This window comes from Paenibacillus sp. FSL R10-2788 (genome assembly GCF_038003885.1).
Taxonomy (GTDB): Bacteria; Bacillota; Bacilli; order Paenibacillales; family Paenibacillaceae; genus Paenibacillus_AQ; species Paenibacillus_AQ odorifer.
In genome coordinates this window covers 1947043-1965843 of sequence record NZ_JBBOQA010000001.1, presented here as the reverse complement: position 1 = coordinate 1965843, position 18801 = coordinate 1947043, and the positions used below count along the sequence as shown (strand labels likewise).

General features: G+C 44.0%; 8 protein-coding genes. 6 read left to right on the top strand and 2 right to left on the bottom strand.

Features of this window, described 5'->3' with window-relative positions; translation table 11 throughout:
* Positions 1-133: 133 nt before the first annotated feature.
* Complete coding sequence (locus NSQ50_RS08465) at positions 134-7912, bottom strand: pullulanase (protein ID WP_076224107.1); 7779 nt, start codon at positions 7910-7912, stop codon at positions 134-136.
* Between the two features lie 686 nt (positions 7913-8598).
* On the opposite strand from NSQ50_RS08465, the gene NSQ50_RS08460 reads away from it, so the two are divergent.
* The 6 genes from NSQ50_RS08460 (at position 8599) to NSQ50_RS08435 (ending at position 16921) form a co-directional block, all read left to right on the top strand.
* Positions 8599-9645: a LacI family DNA-binding transcriptional regulator gene (locus NSQ50_RS08460; protein WP_036684387.1), complete on the top strand. Its 1047-nt coding sequence runs from the start codon at positions 8599-8601 to the stop codon at positions 9643-9645.
* 222 nt (positions 9646-9867) lie between these two features.
* Complete coding sequence (pgmB, locus tag NSQ50_RS08455) at positions 9868-10524, top strand: beta-phosphoglucomutase (RefSeq protein WP_036684390.1); 657 nt, start codon at positions 9868-9870, stop codon at positions 10522-10524.
* Positions 10525-10812: 288 nt separating this feature from the next.
* Complete coding sequence (locus NSQ50_RS08450) at positions 10813-13131, top strand: glycoside hydrolase family 65 protein (protein ID WP_076224109.1); 2319 nt, start codon at positions 10813-10815, stop codon at positions 13129-13131.
* A gap of 88 nt (positions 13132-13219) precedes the next feature.
* Positions 13220-14902, top strand: coding sequence for a glycoside hydrolase family 13 protein (locus tag NSQ50_RS08445; RefSeq protein ID WP_036684397.1), 1683 nt, complete (start codon positions 13220-13222; stop codon positions 14900-14902).
* 145 nt (positions 14903-15047) lie between these two features.
* Positions 15048-15911, top strand: a complete 864-nt coding sequence (locus NSQ50_RS08440) for an AraC family transcriptional regulator (RefSeq protein WP_170914210.1) — start codon at positions 15048-15050, stop codon at positions 15909-15911.
* Between the two features lie 158 nt (positions 15912-16069).
* On the top strand, positions 16070-16921 hold the full coding sequence (locus NSQ50_RS08435) for a DegV family protein (protein WP_036684402.1): 852 nt from the start codon (positions 16070-16072) through the stop codon (positions 16919-16921).
* Positions 16922-16986: 65 nt separating this feature from the next.
* Here the strand turns inward: NSQ50_RS08435 and NSQ50_RS08430 are convergent, their stop codons facing one another.
* A complete protein-coding gene (locus NSQ50_RS08430) occupies positions 16987-18624 on the bottom strand; it encodes an ATP-binding protein (protein WP_051491336.1) in 1638 nt (545 codons plus the stop codon).
* Positions 18625-18801: the final 177 nt, after the last annotated feature.

Below are 18801 nucleotides of genomic sequence, written 5' to 3'. Positions count from 1 at the left end.
TATAGCATAACAAAACAGGGTATCTCGCAAGCGATAATCGCTTCGGGATACCCTGTTTTCTTTTGGAGAATACTAAAATGCTAACCGCTGCTCTAACTAAAGGGTGCCAGAGTTCAGCACACCTTAGTTTAGCCTACTTGCTCAGCAGCGTATAAATAACCTGTGCGCTTTCTGCGCGGGTCATCCATGCTTTTGGAGCGAATCGATTGTTCTCTCGGCCTTGCAGGAGTCCTAAGTCTGCTGCAGTCTTCACATAAGCTTCCGCCCACTTGCTAATACTTGAAGCGTCAGTAAATGCCGTAGAGGCTGCTACAGGTTCAAGCTTCTTACCAGACTTCACTTCAAGTGCGCGGATCGCCATAACAGCCATTTCCTCACGGGTAATTGATGCATTCGGCGCAAAAATATTATTACTCCGTCCACTAACAATACCCAGCTTAGCAGCTGTGGCTACATATGAGGCATACCATGCATCTGACCTGATGTCAGTAAACAGGACCTGCCCTTCCGCTTTTAAGCCAAGTGCACGTACTAGTAGTGCTGTAAATTCCGCACGGCTAACATTACTTTTCGGATCAAACTCAGAGGTAGTAACCCCTGACACAATTTGTTTGGCGGCAAGTGATTGAATCGCCTTAAATGCCCAATAGGTTGCAGGAACATCTTTGAACGACTTATCGATTTCAAGCACAGCATACTTACTGAAGTGTGTGACTTGTGCCGTGATCACCTCTCCATTCAGCTGTCCTCCCACGTACTCTAACCCGCCATTATCACTTAAATAATAGATTCCGATTAAGTCTTTGTTGAATTGCCCTTTAATCTTAAATGAGATCGTAATCGGCTCATCGAACTGCTTAATTACAATCCGAGTACCGTCTTTCATCAGCACGCTAAGTCTGAATTCAAATACATCGGAAAGAGAGCTAGCATGAGCACTATCATTGTTTAAACCGTCTACTATGGCTTTCGCAGCAGACTGCGCCAGTGGCTTCAGTTCAAGCAAGATTTGGGCACCTACCCCATCAATACCTGAAGCTAAACTTGGCATTGTACTTAAAAGCTGGCTAGGGATAGTAACTAACAGATCTCCCATTTTAAATACAAGATCATTAGTTCCTAGTATTTGTGCAGCTTGTAAAGGTAAGCGTACCGCTGTCTTACCGGCAGCAACATCAATTTGCACCTTGCCTTCTTTACCATTCTTCAAGCTATCCTCATTCACAACCTGAGTATCCGCTGGCGGTGTAGGGCTAGGGTTAACAACAACTCCAGAGGTTGGTGCCGCTGTGGCTTCTGGCGTTGGTGTCACCTCAGGCGACGGTGTTACTTCTGGTGCCGATGTTGGCGTCGATGTTGGCGTCGACGTTGGTGTTGGCGTTGGTGTTGGTGTCGGTGTTGGTGTTGGTGTCGGCGTTGGTGTTGGTGTTGGTGTCGGCGTTGGTGTTGGTGTCGACGTTGGTGTTGGTGTTGGTGTTGGTGTCGGCGTTGGTGTTGGTGTCGACGTTGGTGTCGGTGTTGGTGTCGGTATAACATCCGATACCTCAGCCAAAATAACCGTACCTCCATCATCTCTACCTGGCAGATCAATATTTACCTTTTGATCCTCGGAAACCATGTATGTTTTACCGCTGTATTCATCGGTTACCGATGAATTAGCAGCAAACGGTACTGGAATCGTTACAGAACTCTCACTAGTTTTAGTATTGATTACCGTCACTACGTTCTCATCTTCATAAGATTTGTTGAAAGCCAAATAACCTGAATCATCTGAACCTGCGAGCTTCGTGCGCGCACCTTTGGAATACACTTTGGAGTACTTCGCACGGATATTCAACAGCTTTTGATAATGGTCATGTAGTGGCTTCTCTGCCGTCAATTGATCCCAAGGCATATCCTTACGGTTCTCACTGAATTGACCTTCAGACATATTTCCAGCATTGCTGCCTGAATTACCCAGTTCTTCTCCGTAGTATATTACTGGCTGTCCTTTGGCGGTAATTTGCAGAGCTGCAGCAATCTTCAGCTTGCCTTTATCGCCTCCCACATAATCAGACAAGAAACCATTCTCATCATGACTGCTCAGGAATTGAGCCATCATCTTCGTATTGTCGATCTTCAATTCACGTTCCTGCAGATAAGCATCCACACTGTTTACCTTACCATTTGCAAAATCTCTGGCTGCATCTTTAAATCCAAAATCAAGCAGCCCATCCATCTGGCTAGTTTCGAGCATTCCACCATTGTTATCAATGGTTCCACCGAAGTATTCGCCGGTCATTTTGAAGTTTGGATCCATCGCTGTCAGTGCATTTTTAAAGGCTTTCCAAGTCGTATCGTCCACGTGTTTGACCGTATCCACACGGAAATAATCAATCGTGTCTCCACGTTCCGTACGTGCGTTGTCTAACCAGCCTGTTTGCCAAGCGATAATTTTTTCACGAACGGCTGGATCTTCCGTTTTGAAATCTGGCAGGAAGGCAAGTTCACCCTTAATTGGATCTGTATCTGCGGATACACCATCCGTGCGCAGCATCCCTTCGAAACGTGCTTTATCCTCAGCTGTAATTGTCGGATAGGTATCCTCAGCTTTCAGACCGTAACCCGTATGATTGAGTACAACGTCAACCATGATCTTGATCCCTTTGTCATGCGCCTTTTCGATCAGCTCCTTGAAGGTGGCCATATCGCCAAGATGCTCGTCGAGCTTGGTGAAATCTTTTGCCCAATACCCATGGTATCCATATTGTTCGCTGCCAAAGTCAACGCCTTTGTTAAAATCAATATTATCTACGATTGGCGTGATCCATAACGTGTTAATTCCTAGCTCTTGCAAATAATCGAGATTGTCGATCATCCCCCGGAAATCTCCACCATGATAAGCTTCCAGATGATTTTTATTCACATTCTCATTATTCGTTGGGTCACCGTCTTTAAATCGGTCTGTAAGCGCGAAATAAATTCGAGCCTCATCCCAATCAAAATCCAGCTTATCCCCTGTATAGGTTCTTGCTTTTACCTCAAGTGTAGCCTTTTCCTTATGTGCATTGCCGTATTGGTCTACGAGCGTAATCGGAATATCCTTGATGCCCGCTGACACCGTGTCTTCCACAGCAACCGTTTGTTTCAAGAGTTCCGTATCCAGCTTAACTTTGCTAGGGCCCCCAAGATTAGTTAAATCCATATATGCTTCAGAGTAAGTTACTTCTTCCGAAGAGGAAGCGTGGATGGTTACAACAGCATTCTGATTGGATGTGACTGCCTCTGGACTTACGGATGTCGCAATCTTAACGACAGGTTGATGATAATCAATAACAGATTCATCATTCACCGTATTCTTTGGATCTGTAATTTCGGTAGTGACGCCGTCTTTTGTAATCAAGAAAGTATATTTATACATACCTTCTTTTAAATCAGCCAGTGTGTAAGTGAACCACTCGTTAGCCGGATCATAGATCATTGGATACGAAGTGCCGTTCACTTTTACTTTAGCAGCTGTTATTGCGTCCATATTTCCATTACGGAACAAAGCGTCGTCGCGGTATCTGAAAGTAATCGTTCCATCTTTTAAAATAGGGCCGCTAATACTTGGTTTGATATCAAGCTCTTTAACCATACTGGTTACATACACCTTAGTGAACGGTTCACCAGGGGTCAACGGAATAACACGATCGTCTGGGTAGTCTAGTTTCCCCGTGTTCCAATCCGTACCTTTGCGCAGGACAAATCCAACGCTTGTTGCATTCTCCGCAACCTCAATCAGAACGCTCGCTGTGCCATTCTTAAAGGTTGTGAAATCAATCTGGTCATTTTTAGCTCCAGTGTTCCAAACCCAGATATTCCAATCCTTATAGTCCTTATCGCTACGGGTATAAGTGAATTGAACATATCGTTTGTCAGTAACATTAACAGTGACGGTTGTAGAAATACCTTCATAAGAAATAGTAAGGGTTGCCGTTCCTAGCCCAACCGCTTTGACTAGACCTTTATCAGTTACTGTAGCTACTTCAGGTTTATTGGAGAGGTAAGTAGCCTTCTTAGTAACATTACTTCTGCTATTGTCATCATATTTCGCAAAAACAGCGGTTTGATGCGTATTTCCAGCTGCCAGCGTGTAGCTTGCACTATCTGTTTCCAAAGAGTTCAGCGTAACTGGTGCAGCTTCCTTTTGAATAATCACGGCCGTCAAAGGCTCTAGTGTAATTGAATTTGCTGTCAAAATAAAACCTGACTGCTGTGCAGCCGGTATCGCTGTAACACCAGCTTCATCGTTGTCCACAAGCACCTGACCGCCCGTCAAATCCTCAGATAAGGTCAGTTTTCTAGTTGTGCTGTCACCATTCATGAAGACATAATAGATGCCAGTGCCATCTGTTGCTTTGTTGGAATAGCCGATGACAAGATCGTTATCCTTCATTTCTGGAGCAGGGATCAGGTTAATGTTAGAGTCAACCAAATCCTTATCGCCCAATCGGAAGGCATCCGTTGATTTTCTCAGCTCCATCAGACCCGACGTATATTTTCTTGTCGTGTTCTGTACTGGGAACTTAGATTCATCTGTTGCTTTGGTCCAATCAAACATGTTAACTGCATCCGATGAATCGTAAGAATCATGAATGAAATAGCCAAACGATTGGTTGTTGTTGTCGAACATCTCTGTGAATTTATCCTCAGGATCCGTTGTGCCCTTCCACTGCTTAGTCCGCCCATATTCCTGACCGGCATGGATAAAGGCTGTACCTTGAGAAGTTAATACGAGCATATTTCCTAATCTGATCCGCTGCTGAATTTCAAGCTCATTCTCAGCAATATCCGGATCCTTCTTGATCGATTGTACTATGACATCATGAAGTGTCAGATTATCATGAGCTTCGATATATGGGACGATATCACCCGGATCATCTGCTGGTGTATTCGAAGGTTGAGCTTTGATATTGTCTAGGATTGTAGCGATCGGACGTGCTCCACCTGTAATAAATCTAGGCTGACCTTCGGAACCATAACCAGACTTCAATTCATTACGGAATTCATCTGAGAAAACACCGACACTATCCGTTTTGTCCATCCAATCCTGATCTGCACCTTGCCCAGCGAGAGAAGGATCAGCCGCGGCGCCGCCGAATGTTCTCCAGCCTTCACCAATAAAGAGTGCCTTCGGATTCACTGCTGCTGCGGCATCATAAGCATGCTGAACAGCATCAGCTGTCGCATCGCCCATCATATCCCAGCGCATTCCATCAATCTTGTACTCTTCAAACCAGTATTTTACCGAATCAACCATCAGCTTCTCAGCCATTTTATGGTTGGTGGCTAAATTGTTGCCGAACCCCCCGATAAAGTTACCGTTTGCATCTTGGAAGGCATAGTAATTAGGTACGATGTCGTTTAAAAATTCTTTTTTAGCCATATGAGTATACACTACGTCCAGAATGACACCCATTCCAGCTTCATGCACGGCATCAATCAAACCTTTTAATTCTTTAATCCGCTCTTCTGGATCGGCAGGGTTCTGTGAATAGGCCCCGTCCGGTGAAAAATAGCTGTGAGGATCATAACCCCAGTTGTATTCATTGTTTTTTGCGGAATAATCCGGCTCTCTAGTCCCCATCTTCGTCTCATCCCCGTAATACCAAGCCATCACAGGAAGCAACTGAACATGCGTTACACCAAGAGATTTAATATAATCAAGTTTCTTTTCAAAAGCGCTATAAGAACCCCATCTTTCCCCACTCAGACTATCCTCGATCGATACATCCGATGTAAAATCTCTCACGTGGACTTCGTAGATGATGGCGTCCTCACGTTTTTCGTAGCCTTTTATATCAGCATACCCAAAGGTATCTGGGTTCGTCTGGCTTAAATTAACAATAGCCGCTTTGCCCACTGTATCCCCGCCAGCACCAGCAGCACCTGTGGTATCCACAGTAAATACCGCCATTGATTTAGCATAAGGATCAAGAACCTTATGGGTTACACCGTCATTCGTTACTTCGTATTGATAAAAGTATCCTCTTACATCATTTGTGGTAGTGCCTGTCAAATCAGCTGGCTTCAGCTGGACTGACCAAACCCCGTGCTCGCCGAGCGTTAAAGCAACTCTGCCCACTTGCACGTTAGAGTCATTCTTATCGTAAAGATTTACAACGACCGAGCTTGCTTTAGGTGCCCATAATTTCAATGTGGCTGTTTTGTCAGCATTATACGTAGCTCCAAGATCGTCTCCTGTATAGTTGTACATTTCATCAAGCATTCTCCAGCCACTTGCGGCTGAGACCGTTTTACCTGAATAGGTAACGCTAAGCGGAACTTTTTCCAGATCAAATGCTTCTGTATCCACTTCGATTGAAGTTTTACTTGTAAGGGTTACAGCAGTAATCGGGATTGCAGCACCCTCTTTATCCTTAACTGTAATTGCTGTCTTTAAGGCTGCTGGATCCAAACCGTCAGTCAGTGTGAAGCCGAGAAGGATTTTGCTCGTCGACAGCACCTCTGCGGATACTAAGCCAATAGGTGTCTCACCAAACGGAGAAACATAAACATTGTTGTCTCCTTCTTTAACCCATAGCTGATTGTATCGATCCAGCAGGCTAAAGGTTTTATTGTCACCGTCCTTATCACCGTTCGAAGGTTTCATCACAATAAAGCCGATTTTCTTCGCATTCTCAATAAGCGGAACATCAACATATGCACCATAACGATCTGTTTGATCTGCTACAAAAGGAGTAGCTCCAGACGGCCAATTTTCGGATGGGGCTACGACGTCATCCCACAGCCACAGTCCATATTGATCATGATTTGTATCAGCTCTGGTATAGTGAATTCGCACTGTATTAGGAGCAAGTGTAACTGGTTCATACGGTGTTACATCATTTGAACCCTGCTTGATCCAAATTTCATTCGCCTCAGGCGTGTTAATGGCAAAGAGTTTATCCCCTTCATCCTTGGCCTGAGTGACTCGGTTTACCACAAGGAACGAAATTTTCTTAGCTCCATCCTTCACTGGCACGTCAACATAAGCACCATAAGAATCGATTTGCCCTTCAGGAAATGGAGTTGCACCTGTAGGCCAATTTGCGGAAGGGGATTGAGCATCATCCCATGTCCATAATCCCTGATTTTCATAGTCACCAGCTGTCCGATTGTAGTGAATACGGATGTGTCCAGCCGGAACAGGAGTAACCTCAACAGGTTCAGAAGGAATTTTATATTCTGCTGTCACACTGCCATCCAGTGGATTAAATTTAAAGGTAACCAGAAGATCTGAAGGAAGACTCAGATTATTAGCAGTTTCGGGATACAATTGATCCCCGGCTTCACCGTCTCCTGGAACAGAAACTTGGTAGGTGTAATCTCCCTTAGGAAGGGTAGCCACCGTACTGTAAACATCATCAAAATCAGGATCAGATAATACGGTAAGTGCTTCTGCCGGCAGGTTTCCTGTCAATCTTGGTAGTTTAGCGGAAGCAATCGGTGTGTAATACGTGGAATCAGCTATTTTATGAGTTAAGTCATTATAATAAAAGGTTACGGCAGTCTCTGTTTCCAGCTTGATATGGATATTCTCCCCATCATTTGTTCCCTGAGGATTGGTGTAACTTGTGAATCCATAGTTCTCGTCCCATAAATCATTAAGAGTAACCTTGTAGTTATATTCTCCTGCCGGCAGAGTGCCTGTAAAAGAATATAGGCCATTATCTGAATAGGTCATTTGGGTAACTACTGATGTCTCATCCCAATCCTTACCCGGCGTTTCCGCACCTGTCGATGTAAATTTAGACTGCAGATCCCCAACCAATACAACCTTCGTCGTTGCTGCTGTAACATTAACAGGATGTAGTCCAAGACCAGAGAACACGAGAGCAATAATCATAAAGATCGCAAATGCCCTCTTCCCCCATAAAGTTATTTTCATTTTTGCAAAACCTCCCATAATTATGAATTCCCTTTTTGCAAGCGGATACATGATTTCACAAACCCCACCAATTTATGAGATTATAAATCATGCTATTCCTTCTAAAGTTGGAGAAGGTCTATATGTATGGCTCGTCAAGCCAATTCAACGCTGTCACCATCCTTTTATCAAAGTAAAAGCTTGATACATCATGTCGAAATTAGTGCAATCGTTTGCAAAAAGCTATGCACAAACACTAGTCCATAAAACCCATTCGTTAGTGCAACTGGTTCAACCTAAAAACGCCCAATGAAAACGCTTGCTGTATTTTGATTTACATACTAATGCCGAATTTGCGGTATTGTCAACCAGTATTTTCTAAAATAAAAGCTCAATTTAAAGCCGCAATAAAAACGAAACTTGTTCTTCCCTTCCTTTCAGCTAAGTTCTTGCATCATTTAAGCCATACGTTTGCATTCAGCGAATACTCTTTTCGCAAAATCCAGACCGCATTTATACATATTAAGATCAAAATTCCCGAATCATTCATACTTTTTTGGTGAAAAGCAACAATATTACATTGAAATTTCTTGTGTTCCTTCCAAAAGTAGCAATTTCCCCCTTTTGAATGACTTTATCTATTTACAATTTAGAACTCTTAGATTAATATTACTGTGTAAAGCAAACGGTTCCATAAGGAGGTTTCAATGACAGTTACCATTAAGGATGTGGCCAAGAAAGCGGGAGTATCTCCCTCCACGGTATCCCGGGTATTGTCCAACCATCCCAGAATCAGCCTGGAAACTTCCCGCAAAGTTAAAGCTATTATGGAGGATATGGGCTATACCCCTAACATGATGGCTAAGAGCTTGGTGTCGAAAACTACTAACAGCATCTGCTTCAGTCTTCCTAAACCTGCTGAAGAGCTGTTCTCTAATCTATTTTTTATGGAATTAATTCGCGGGATCGTTACACAAGCCAGCCGTTCCGGTTACGATGTGTTAATAAGCTCCGGAGCGAACGAGAAAGAAGAACTGGAAGCCGTTTCACGACTTCTGAAGGGTCGCCGTGTTGACGGCGTTATTCTGCTTTACTCTCGTACGGATGATGCCGTTATTGATTTTCTAGAGAGCAACGATTATCCATTCGTGCTTGTTGGCCGAAGTGATAAATATGAGAATATTTTATCAGTCGATAATGATAATGTGATGGCAGCGTACGATGCTACGAACCACCTCATTTCCATGGGGCATAAACGTATTGGCTTCGTAAGTGGACCACCTAATCTAATCGTTTCTCGTGACCGTCTCGCCGGATATCGTAAAGCATTGCAGAATAGCGGTTTAGAAATGCGGGATGAATGGATTGTAGAAGGTGAATTTCTACAGGATAGCGGCTATAGAGCGATGTCCTTTTTCATGAATTTGCCGAATCGCCCCACTGCGCTGGTAGCGGTGGATGACATGGTATCGTTCGGAATTTTGCGCGGGTTGAATGAACTGAAATACAAGGTTCCAGACGATCTCGCCATTGTAAGCTTTAACAATATTCCATTATCTGAATTATCTAGTCCTCCGATCAGCAGTATTGATATAGGAATTTATCATCTTGGCTACACCGCATCACAAGTACTTATCCAAAATATCAAGAGTCCGGATAACGGTTCAGGTCATACCAACCGATTTGTTATTCCCCATCGTCTGATCGTGAGAGAGTCATCCATGCACTCTCTGGCAAAGCATAAAACCGAATGAATAAGTGAAGCGTTTAACCGCTTCATTTATTTTTTGAAAATCTGTACAAACGTTTGCGCTAAATCATACAATACTTATTGATCCAGTTCTTTATGGGTGATTTCTAGGATCTTAGGTTAGGATAAACTTACACATCTTAATCAAAGTTTAAACGGTTTAATAAGATTCTAATACGGCATCCGCTGGATCACGACGCTGTCAAAACTTTTAGGAGGTACTACAATGTCGGAAATTAAAGCCTGCTTGTTCGACTTGGACGGAGTAATCGTCGATACAGCAAAATACCATTATATTGCTTGGAAAGAGCTTGCAGATGGACTGGGGTTTCTATTCACAGAACAAGATAACGAACGCCTTAAGGGAGTCAGCAGAACGGCTTCACTAAATATTTTGCTGGAAATCGGCGGACTAACGATTGACGAAGAAGAGAAAGCTAAGCTTGCGGAACAGAAAAATAATCGTTATGTCGAATATATTGCGAAAATGGACAGTTCTGAGATTCTGCCAGGTGCGCTTGATTTCCTAAAAGAGTGCCGTGCGAATGGCATCAAAGTTGCTCTCGGTTCTGCCAGCAAAAACGCTATGACGATCTTGAATAATACCGGATTAACCCCTTACTTTGATGCAATCATCGACGGCACACACACTAGTGCTGCTAAACCAGATCCGGAAGTGTTCCTATTAGGAGCCAAAGCACTGGATGCCGCACCTGAACATTGTGTAGTCTTCGAAGATGCAGAAGCGGGAATTGAGGCCGCTACCCGGGCCGGTATGTTCAGTGTTGGCATTGGTTCGCCGGAAACCCTGAGTGCAGCGAATATTGTTGTCCCATCGCTTGCTCATATGAGTGTGTCCCTGCTCAAAGAATCTTTTGCATAAGTTTATTGAACATAATTAACTCAAATAGTACTGATTTGAGTTGTTGTGGACATTCCAACCAAAGATTAAATGAACTAATAATTAATCGTTAGCCTTCTGGTGATGAAGTGACGGAGAGGAATTTTGGAACTATAGAAGCATAACGTTCGCCTTTATAATCAGATTTCATCCGCAAAATGTGATCGAAAGTCCAAAGATTCCGCGCAGTCACTTATATATCACCGGAAGTTTAACAAGGGATTTGTTCATTTTATATATCCCCCTAACATATTTAAAGGAGCGGTTATCGTGAAACAATATTTAACAATTGATGAATGGTCCATTATTGAGGAATCCTTTGATCCACAGACGCAAGAAATTTCTGAAAGCGTATTTAGTCTTGGTAACGGATTTATGGGTGGCCGGGCCAATTTCGAAGAGCAATATAGCGGTAACAGCCTGCAAGGCAGCTACATGGCTGGCGTCTACTACCCTGACAAAACACGTGTTGGCTGGTGGAAAAACGGCTATCCTGAATATTTTGCCAAAGTACTTAACAGCACGAACTGGATCGGTATTAACATTGATATCGAGGGTACCCCCCTTGATCTGGCAAAGTGCACCGTTTCCGAATTCCGCCGTGTACTTAATATGAAAGAAGGTACGCTCTCCCGTAGCTTCACTGCAACACTCGAAGATGGTAAGGAAGTTAAAGTAGAAAGTATCCGGTTCGTAAGCATGACTCGTCAAGAAATCGGCGCGATTCGCTATTCCATCATTCCTGTCAATTTCTCAGGCAAGATTACGATTACTCCTTATCTTGATGGTGATGTGAAGAACAAGGATTCCAACTATGACGAGAAATTCTGGAATGAAGTTGAGAAACAAGCGGGACCTGATCATGGACATCTCACCCTAAAGACTAAGAAACTCGACTTCCATGTCACCTCTGCTATGGCTCTTGATATCCTTGTCAATGGTGAAAAGGTAACTGCCGAAGCAGAAGTCATCGAACAAGAGAAATATGTAGCCAGCAAACTGGACGTAACCGCACAAGCGGGCAATCAAATCGTCATTTATAAATATGTAGCCAATGTTACTTCTCGGAATCACGGTCTGGGACAATTGGTCGACGCCGCCCAAACTGCTCTGCAAGCTGCTAAGGAAGCTGGGTTCGTAACCCTTTTGACTGAACAAATTGAAGCTTGGAGAGAAAAATGGAAAGAAAGCGACATCATTATTGAAGGTGACGTTTCGGCTCAGCAAGCGATTCGCTTTAATATTTTCCAACTCAATCAAACCTATAATGGTGAAGATGACCGCCTGAACATTGGGCCTAAAGGCTTTACCGGTGAAAAATACGGCGGCAGCACCTACTGGGATACAGAGGCGTATTGCGTTCCCTTCTATCTCAGTACGGCGGACTCCTCCATTGCCCGCAATTTGTTGATCTACCGTTACAAGCACTTAGAGAAAGCTAAAGAAAATGCCCGTAAGCTTGGATTCAAAAAAGGTGCGCTGTACCCAATGGTTACCATGAACGGTGAAGAATGCCACAACGAGTGGGAAATTACATTTGAAGAAATTCACCGGAACGGTGCCATTGCCTACGCCATTTACAACTATGTGAACTACACCGGAGACAAAGCTTATCTGGGACAATATGGCCTAGAGGTTCTCGTGGAAATCTCCCGCTTCTGGGAAGAACGTGTTCACTACGCATCACGTAAAGACAAATACGTAATGCTCGGCGTAACGGGCCCGAATGAATACGAGAATAACGTTAATAATAACTGGTATACAAACCGTATGGCTTCGTGGACTATGGAATACACCATGGAAGCACTGGCATACTTGCAAGAGAATGAGCCTGCTCGTTATGCAGAGCTAGTTGACAAACTAGGGCTGCAAGAGAGCGAAACTACAAAATGGAAAGACATCATTGCTAAGATGTATTATCCTGCGGATGGAGAGCTGGGTATCTTCTTACAACAAGATGGCTTCCTGGACAAAGAGATCATTCAAGTCAAAGATCTGGAACGTGAGCATCTGCCACTTAACCAAAAATGGTCATGGGACCGTATCCTGCGTTCTTGCTTCATTAAACAAGCAGACGTTCTGCAGGGATTATATTTCCTGGGTGACCGTTACGATCTGGATACAAAAAAACGCAACTTCGACTTTTATGAACCGATCACTGTTCATGAGTCCTCCCTTTCCCCTTGTATCCACTCCATTCTAGCCAGTGAGCTGGGATATAAGGATAAGGCCTATGAAATGTACTTGCGTACTTCAAGACTGGATCTTGATAACTATAACAATGATACAGAAGACGGGTTGCACAGCACTAGCATGGCTGGTACTTGGATGTCGATCGTACATGGTTTCGGCGGACTCCGCGTACATGACGGCAGACTGACACTGAGCCCATCTAACCCAGGTCACTGGACTGCTTACTCTTTTAAAATTATGTTCCGCGGCTCCCGTCTGAAAGTAAGCGTTACGGATGCACAAGTTACTGTTACGAATGAAACTGATATCCCTGCTTCTATTACTATCTACGACAAAGAATATACCGTAAACGGACTAAGCAGCATCACTGCTGATAGCAATTCCGTCACAGTATAAAACTTACACCCAAGAGACCCTTGAAGCTTAAAGCTTTTGGGGTCTCTTTATTTTTTAGGAAGCTAACTTATAAAAGGAGTGATTATGAATGAACAGAACCTTTTGGAAAGAAGCCGTTGTCTACCAAATCTATCCCCGCAGCTTTCAAGATAGCAATGGTGACGGGATTGGAGATCTGCAAGGAATCATTTCACGTCTGGATTATTTGCAAAAGCTAGGTGTCGACGTAGTTTGGCTGTCACCTGTCTATAAATCGCCAAATGACGATAACGGTTATGACATCAGCGATTATCAAGATATTATGGATGAGTTCGGCACATTGCAGGATTGGGAAGAATTACTGACTGGATTGCACGCCCGTGGCATAAAACTGATGATGGACCTTGTAATCAATCATTCCTCAGATGAGCATCCTTGGTTCGTAGAATCCCGTTCTTCAAAAGATAATCCATATCGTGATTACTACATTTGGCGTCCGGGTGGACCAGATGGTGAGCGCCCCAACAATTGGAGTTCTGTATTCAGCGGCCCGGCTTGGGAACTGGATGAAACTACTGGTGAATACTATCTGCATCTGTTTTCGCGCAAGCAACCGGATCTCAACTGGGAGAATCCGCAGCTGCGTGAGGAGTTATACAAGATGATCACCTTCTGGCTCGACAAGGGTGTGGATGGTCTACGAATGGATGTAATCAATATGATTTCCAAAGTGGAAGGTCTCCCTTCCTCCCATAGAGACGGCCTCGCTCCCGGGGAACTTGCCTGGGGTGGCGAATATTATATGAATGGACCACGTGTTCATGAGTTTTTACATGAAATGAATGACAAAGTGTTATCCAACTATAACATTATGACTGTCGGCGAAACTCCTGGCGCTACAGTTGAAGATGCTATTCTTTACACGGACGAGGAACGCAAAGAGCTGCAAATGGTGTTCCAGTTCGAGCATATGGATGTGGACTCGGGTCCTGACGGCAAATGGGACGTAGCCCCGTGGACGTTGTCGAAGCTGCGCGATATTCTTCATAAATGGCAAGTGGGTCTGGCGGATAAGGGTTGGAATAGTCTTTATCTTAACAATCATGACCAGCCACGTATGGTCTCAAGATTCGGGGATGATGGTAAGTATCGCGTGATCTCTGCCAAAATGCTCGCTACCTTACTGCACACGCTGAAAGGGACGCCCTATATTTATCAAGGCGAAGAAATCGGGATGACCAATGTAAAGTTCACAGCCATTGAACATTATAAAGACATAGAAATCCTCAATATGTATCGCGAAAAGGTTACCGAAGGCGGCGCTGATCCTAACAGCGTTCTAAACGCTATTCATATCAAAGGCCGTGATAATGCGCGCACTCCGATGCAATGGGATGATTCTGCGAATGCCGGCTTTACTGAAGGGGAGCCGTGGCTCAAAGTTAATCCGAACTACAAGGAAATTAACGTGGAGCAGGCGCTGGCTGATTCGGATTCTATCTTTTATTATTACCAAAGGCTGCTTGCTTTGCGCAAAAAAAATCCGATCATGGCTTATGGCGAATACAAGCTACTTTTGCCAGAGCATGAGGACATATATGCCTATACGCGTACTCTGGATGACGAGAAGTGGCTGGTGCTGCTCAATTTCAATGAGGTTCCACAGACTGTTGATCTTTCCGCAGAGCTAAGTAAGGCTACGGAACTTATAATTGGAAATTACCCTGATGATGCACCCACACGGGAATTATTACGACCTTATGAAGCAAGAGTGTATCGATTGAAAGACTAACTTTGTCTATCTTCCTGAGTTATACTATTTAGGATGATTTTTTATGAGATTATCCTTCTGCCTGCTACCTGTCATTAGAGAGCACGGAATAACAGGATTTTGCAAATGCAGCCTGATAGTATGAACTTAAAGGGAGATGACGGACTTGGAATGGCTTATCCGCATGAAAGAAGCTTTAGATTATATGGAGAGCAAGATGGAGGAATCTGTGACGATTGAAGAAATCGCCAAGGTTGCTTACTCCTCCCCCTTTCATTTCCAGCGCATGTTCAATATGCTTACCGGAGTATCTATTAAAGACTATATCCGTAAGCGCAGATTAACTCTGGCTGCACAGGAGCTTGCTATTTCTAAAGTTAAAGTGCTGGATGTTGCACTGAAATACGGATATGACTCGCCCGAGTCGTTTGCCAAAGCATTCCGCAAGGCACATGGAATTACTCCTTCTGCTGCGCGGGAGTCAGGGGTACAGCTCAAGGCTTTCCCTAGACTCTCCTTCCATCTATCACTGAAGGGAGATAAAGAAATGGACTACAGAATTGAGAAAAGAGACGCCTTTAATGTTATCGGACTAGTAGAGGAAATGACAACGAAAGATGGGGAGAATCTGCGCCGCATCCCTCAGTTGTGGATAGAAGCTAATGAAAATGGTACGTCGGATAAGCTGATTGAGCTCGGTGGAGATAAGGATTTATTAGGCATCTGCTCTGACATGAACCATGATAAAGAAACCTTCTCCTATTGGATCGCTGTCGAAGCTACTCCAGAGACTGATGCACAGGGCTTTGCTTCTACAACAATCCCAGCTGCAAGTTGGGCTGTGTTCACCTCAGTAGGGCCGATGCCTGATGCTATCCAGCAGGTATGGGCACGCATTTTCCAAGAGTGGTTCCCTTCCACAGGCTACGAGCATACAGGCGGGCCTGAGTTTGAGCTATATCTTCCGGGGAGACCAGACGCAGAGGACTATCGCTGTGAGATATGGATCCCTGTTACGAAAAAAGAATAGAACTAGAAAGACTATCGAAACCTCGATAGTCTTTTTTCTTGTGATTGCCTACTATTTCATTTTGAGAATTGGCATAGTCTTGGTATAATAAATAGATTATATAGTTCTATAATGATTATTGATTATTGTCATCCGAATTATCGGTGAAGGAGAATTTCATGTCTACTGTAAAAATATTTTCAGACAGCACTTCCGATTTACCTCAAAACTGGAAGGATACTTATGACATCGGCATCGTTCCTCTTTATGTAGTATTTGAAGAAGGTACCTACAAAGATGGTGAAGATATTACACCCGAGGAAGTGTATCGCCGTGTAGCCGCTAGTGGAGTATTGCCGAAAACGGCAGCACCTTCGCCAGCAGATTTCATTGCTGCATTTCAACCCGTGATTAGTAGCGGACAAGATATTGTATATATCAGTCTCTCCTCCTCACTATCCTCTACATATCAGAATGCACTTTTGGCTGCCGGGGAATTTCCTGAGGGACGCGTACAGGTCATAGATTCGCAAACCTTGTGCGGAGGCATTGCCCTCCTTGTTATGAAGGCTGTCAGAGCTGCTAAAAAAGGCCACACTGCGGTGGAGATTGCAGCCATGCTGGAGCACAGCCGCAACCTTGTGGAAACTGAATTCGTTGTGGATACGCTAGATTACTTATATATGGGTGGACGCTGTTCAGGCATGCAGAACTTCATCGGTAGTCTACTCAAAATCCGTCCTGTTCTTAGACTGGTAGATGGAAGCATCATACCTACTAGCAAAATCCGTGGCAAAAAGGAAAAAGCTGTGGAACAAATGCTCCAGAACGCTTTGGTTCACATCGATCGAATGGATAAAGAGTTGCTCATCGTTGTCCATACCTTGGCGGAAGAAGATGCACTCTATCTGGAGTCAGCACTACGAGAGAAAACTCAAGTTAATGAAATAGCAATTCTCCATGCTGGTTGTGTAATTGGCAGCCATTGTGGGCCGCATACTGTAGGTCTCATGTATATGCTTCAGGACTAATAACACACAAATCTCCGGCCATTGCTTCTTAAGCAAATGGACCGGAGATTTGTGTGTAACCCCCCCTAGTTTGAAGTTACTTCCAGCTCTATATCTTCTGCTCTGCAAGGCAGCATAAAACGAAACGTAGAACCTTGATTCTCTTCACTTTCTACAAAGATCGTCCCACCCATCAGCTCAACGAGCTGCTTGCAAATCGCCAGTCCCAAACCTGTGCCTCCATATTTACGGTTTATGGACGGATGCAGCTGTGAGAAAGATTGAAACAACAGATTGAGTTTGTTACCGGCAATTCCTACACCTGTATCCCGCACTGAAAATTCCAACAAAAATTCTTGTTCATCAGATAGTGGAATGTTCTTCACCGATAGGGTCACGCTCCCACGTTCAGTGAATTTCAGCGCATTGCCTACCAGATTCACGACAATCTGCCGCAAGCGGATCGGATCAGCAATGATTATGGTTGGAACGCTAGTATCCATCCACCACCGTAATGCCAGCTTCTTCTCTTCCGCTTTCGGTGCAAATAAATCAATGACGTCTGAGATCATTTCGCGGAGATCAAACTTCTCGGATTGCAGTGACATTTTACCTGCTTCCATTTTGCTGAAATCAAGAATGTCATTCAAGATCTGCAATAACGTATAACTACTGCTGCGTAAAATCTCGGCATAACCTCGCTGCTCTTCTCCAAGCTCAGTATCCAACAATAGATCAGCCATTCCGATCATCCCGTTCATCGGCGTCCGAATTTCATGGCTCATCATCATTAAGAAATCAGATTTGGCTTGCGCTGCCTGCTCTGCTGATTCTTTGGCACGAATGATTTCTCGCTCATTCGTAATATCACTGAAGGCAATAACCGCACCTGCGATCAGCCCTTCATCAATAAGAGGTGCCACCCGGTAATTAACAAAAAAACTGGTGCCATCCTTACGCCAGAAGATCTCATCATCTTTTTTACGGATGATTCCATCCTCTATCGTAAGACTAATCTGGCAATCAGGCGTCGAATAGCGCGAACCGTCACCTTGGATATGATGGATATAATCCATAAGCTTCAGACCCATCAATTCTGTAGGTTGATAGCCTAGCATATCTGCTGCCTCACGGTTAATAAAAAGAGTTCGCCCCGTTGTATCGAGCACAAAGATTCCCGCAGAGACAGAATTCAGAATGAGACTCGATTGTTGATCCTTCACAGCTACTATTGAGGTATCTTTGGAGCTTACCTCCGCTTCTCCCTTGGCAGGTATTTCAGTGTCCAAGGTGTCTGCCAATTCATCCAACCAGTCTTGTAACAATTCCGCATGTAAAAGAGCGCTTCCGTTAGCTACTTTGGTAATCGCGAATACCCCGGCGATCCCTTCTTCCGTTCTGATCGGTAAAAGTTTAACGCCTACGCAATTCGAGCCTTTTTTGGGATTCTCTAAATCTTGTAGCTCAAAGCTTGAGGAGTTCCCCTGCAGAGCAGCCTCAAAACTAGCAATATTGCCAAGTTTTTTTCTCTTTGCTGATATCGGACTTGTATTTTGAAACTGCGCTTCTGCGCCGGAGCCTAGATGGAACGTTAGGTTGGTTCCTACGCAGCGACCTTGTCTATCCAGAACGAATATCAAATCAGGATGATGGTCATATAACGATTTATAAGCGCTCTCTTCCGAAAGCAACCGTCTCAGAATGGACGTCCAGTCTTTATCCACAGTTCACATCCCCTCAGGCTCTCTCATCCATTATCATTACCCCTAAACGGGCAATGTTCATCTAAAATTTAAAATATATTTCATATCTATTATATCAAAATTACGGAAATCAGTCGTAGATAAACGTCAAATCCCCCCTTTATAACCCCAATCACGATGCTTTTTCATCGTTACAAA

Coding starts and splice junctions, on each gene's coding strand:
- NSQ50_RS08465 (WP_076224107.1), bottom strand. CDS start 7,912: ATGAAAATAACTTTATGGGGGAAGAGGGCATTTGCGATCTTTATGATT.
- NSQ50_RS08445 (WP_036684397.1), top strand. CDS start 13,220: ATGAACAGAACCTTTTGGAAAGAAGCCGTTGTCTACCAAATCTATCCC.
- NSQ50_RS08460 (WP_036684387.1), top strand. CDS start 8,599: ATGACAGTTACCATTAAGGATGTGGCCAAGAAAGCGGGAGTATCTCCC.
- pgmB (WP_036684390.1), top strand. CDS start 9,868: ATGTCGGAAATTAAAGCCTGCTTGTTCGACTTGGACGGAGTAATCGTC.
- NSQ50_RS08435 (WP_036684402.1), top strand. CDS start 16,070: ATGTCTACTGTAAAAATATTTTCAGACAGCACTTCCGATTTACCTCAA.